This is a genomic window from Micromonospora sp. PRAS1 (genome assembly GCF_059553435.1).
Window position 1 is genome coordinate 1 of sequence record NZ_JCANNB010000083.1, and the last position, 3,700, is coordinate 3,700.

At 73.5% G+C, this 3,700-nt stretch carries 2 protein-coding genes; both read left to right on the forward strand.

Annotated elements, in window-relative coordinates:
• Positions 1–2,230, forward strand: a 2,230-nt coding sequence (locus AC507J_RS32130) for an SDR family NAD(P)-dependent oxidoreductase (protein WP_496294291.1), incomplete at its 5' end; no start/stop codon positions are given.
• Between the two features lie 53 nt (positions 2,231–2,283).
• Positions 2,284–3,700 (forward strand): type I polyketide synthase (locus AC507J_RS32135; RefSeq protein ID WP_496294292.1); only part of this gene is annotated, 1,417 nt, incomplete at its 3' end.

A 3,700-nucleotide genomic window follows, 5' to 3' on the forward strand; every position in this document is an offset into this window, starting at 1 on the left:
TCGTGACGAGGGCGGCTGGGACCGGGTGCTGCGATCCGCAGGCGAGTTGTGGACCCGTGGTGTGCCGATCGACTGGCCGGTGGAAGGTGGCCGGATCGCTGACCTGCCCACCTACCCGTTCCAACACAAGCGCTACTGGGCCGAGGCCCCCGAGCCGGACGACTCGGGCTTCTGGCAGATCGTCGCCGGAACCGACACCGACACCCTGGCCGACGGCCTCGGCGTCAACCCGGACGCGCTCCGTGAGGTGCTGCCCGCCCTGGAACGCTGGCGGCACCGGCAGAACGACGATGCGGTGATCGACGGCTGGCGCTACCGCGTCGACTGGGCCGCCCTGCCCGGCTCGGCCGACGACGCCCGCCTCACCGGCACCTGGCTGGTCGTACTGCCCGCCACCGAGCATCCGCTGGAACCCGTGGTCCTCGACGCGCTGACCGGGCACGGCGCGGACTTACTGCCGGTCCGGTCCGACGACGGCGACCCGCATCCGATGCGACAGGCCATCACCGGCACGCAGCTCGCCGGCGTACTCTCCCTGGCCGCCCTCGACGACCTGCCCGACCCCCGGCACCCGGCGCTCAGCCGCGGCGCCGTCGCCACCGTCGAGCTGGTCCGCGCGCTCGCCGACGCCGCCGTCACCGCGCCGCTGTGGTGCGTAACCTCCGGCGCCGTCGACACCGCGACGCCACGCGAGGGACAGACGGCGGTCTGGGGGCTGGGCACCGTGCTCGGCCTGGAGGCACCCACCACCTGGGGCGGTCTCGTCGACCTGCCGGAGGTACCCGACGAGTACACCGCCCGCCGGCTCGCCGCCGTCCTCGCCGGCCTCGACGACGAGGACCAGGTCTCGATCCGGAGCGACGGTACGCGTGGCCGGCGACTACGCCCGGCGAGCGGCATCGTCGGCACCCCCTGGCAGCCGCGCGGCACCGTCCTGGTGACCGGCGGCACCGGCGGCGCCGGCTCGCACGTGGCCCGCTGGCTCGCCGACCACGGTGCCGAGCACCTCGTCCTGACCAGCCGTCGCGGCACCGCCGCCGCCGGTGCCGACGACCTGACCGCCGAACTCACCGCGCGCGGCGTACAGGTCACCGTGGTCGCCTGCGACGTGGCCGACCGCGACGCCCTGGCGGCTGTGCTCGCCGACCTGCCGGCCGACCCGCCGCTGACCGCTGTCGTGCACGCCGCCGGTGTGGTCAGCGACGGCGTCCGGCTCAGCGACCAGACCGCCGCCGAGATCGCCGACACGGCCCGAGCCAAGGTGCTCGGCGCGCGACACCTCGAAGAACTCCTGGCCGGTCACGACCTCGACGCGTTCGTGCTGTTCTCCTCCGGAGCCGGAGTGTGGGGTCAGGCCGGCCAGGCCGGCTACGCCGCGGCCAACGCCACCCTCGACGGCATCGCCAAGCGTCGCCGCGCCGCCGGGCTGCCCGCCACCGCCGTGGCCTGGGGCGCCTGGGGCGGTGGCGGCATGGTCGACGCCGACGTCCGGGCCCGGTTCGCGGAGATCGGCATCACCGAGATGCCACCCGGGCTCGCCGCCCGGGCCATGGGGCACGCGGTCGCCAGTGGCGCGGCCAGCACGGTCGTGGCCGACGTCGACTGGTCGCGCTTCGCCCCCGCGTACACGCTGGCCCGGCCCCGCCCGCTGCTGCGCGACCTACCCGCCGCGCAGCCGACGCCGGACGACACCGAAGCGGGCGACGTCGATCTGGCCACCCAACTCGCCGCGATGTCCGCGGAGGACCAACGGCGCACCCTGGTCCAACTGGTCCGCACGCACATCGCCGCGGTGCTCGGCTACGACGACCTCAGCGAAGTCGAACCGTCCCGGGCCGTCAAGGACCTCGGCTTCGAGTCGGTCACCGCGGTCGAACTGCGCAACCGGCTGGCCGCGGCCTCCGGGCTGCGACTGCCCGCCACGCTGGTCTTCGACTATCCGACCGCGGTGGACATCGCCGGCTTCCTCCGCTCCGAGCTGGATCTCGACGACGGCGAGGAGCCGCTGGAGGTGCAGCTCGACCGGCTGGAGGCGCTAAGCGCCGAGCTGAACGGCGACCGCCTCGCCCGGTCCCGGACCGCAGCCCGCCTGCGCGCGATCGCGGCCCGGCTCACCGACGACGGTGCCGCCACGCAGACCGTCGCGGCCCAGACCGTCGCCGAACAACTCGACCACGCCTCGGCGGACGACGTCATCGCCTTCATCAACAAGGAGCTGGGAGTGGACTGATCCGCCCCGTACCCCCGGCCGCTCATCCGAACCACCGACCTGACGAGGCGAAGATGTCGAACGAAGAACAGCTCCTGGGCTACCTCAAGCGCGTGTCCGCCGACCTGCACCAGACCCGGCAGCGGGTGCGCGAGCTGGAGGAGGGCGACACCGAACCCATCGCCGTCGTGGCGATGGGCTGCCGCTACCCCGGCGGCGTCCGCACCCCGGAGCAGCTCTGGGAGGTGCTGGCCGACGGGCGCGACGTCATCTCCGGATTCCCCGACAACCGGGGCTGGGACCTGGACAGCCTCTTCGACGACGACCCCGACCGGGCGGGCACCAGCACCGCCCGTACCGGCGGATTCCTCGACGACATCTCCGGCTTCGACCCCGGCTTCTTCGGCATCGCCCCCCGGGAGGCCCGGGCGATGGACCCGCAGCAGCGGATCCTGCTGGAGATCGTCTGGGAGGCGCTGGAACGGTCGGGAATCGCTCCCGACTCGCTGCGCGGCGCACCGGTCGGGGTGTTCATCGGCAGCAACAGCCAGGACTACGGCGAGATCGCCGCCCGCGTACCCGAAGAGGCCGAAACCTACCTCAGCACCGGCAACGTCGCCGCCGTGATCTCGGGGCGGATCGCCTACACCCTCGGCCTGGAGGGGCCGGCGGTCACCGTGGACACCGCCTGCTCCTCGTCGCTTGTCGCGCTGCACCTGGCGTACCAGGCGCTGCGCCGCAACGAGTGCGCCATGGCCATCACCGGCGGCGTCAGCCTGATGTCCACCCCCGGCGCGTTCCTCGCGCTCAGCCGGCAACGAGGGCTGGCCGCCGACGGCCGCTGCAAGGCGTTCTCCGACAACGCCGACGGCATCGGGTTCGCCGAGGGCGCCGGCGTGGTCGTGCTGGAACGGCTCTCCGAGGCCCGTCGCCGCGGCCACACCGTTCTCGCCGTGATCCGGGGCAGCGCGACCAACCAGGACGGCGCCTCCAACGGCCTCACCGCGCCCAGCGGCCCGGCCCAGCAGCGCGTCATCTGGCAGGCCCTCGCCGACGCCCGGCTCTCCAGCAGGGACGTGGACGCGGTCGAGGCGCACGGCACCGGCACCACGCTTGGTGACCCGATCGAGGCACAGGCCCTGCTCGCCACGTACGGGCGCGACCGTGATCCGGAGCAGCCGCTCTGGCTCGGCTCCGGCAAGTCCAACCTGGGTCACGCCCAGGCGGCAGCCGGTATCGGCGGCGTGATCAAGGTCGTGTTGGCGCTTCAGCACGGCGCGCTGCCGAAGACCCTGCACGTCACCGAACCCACCAACGAGGTGGACTGGTCGTCCGGCGGCGTCCGGCTGCTCACCGAGCAGCGGCCCTGGCCGCGCCCGGACCGACCGGCGCGCGCCGGGGTGTCCTCGTTCGGCATCAGTGGCACGAATGCGCACGTGATTTTGGAGCAGGCTCCTGAGGTTGAGGTGGTGCAGCGGGCGGAGTCTGTGC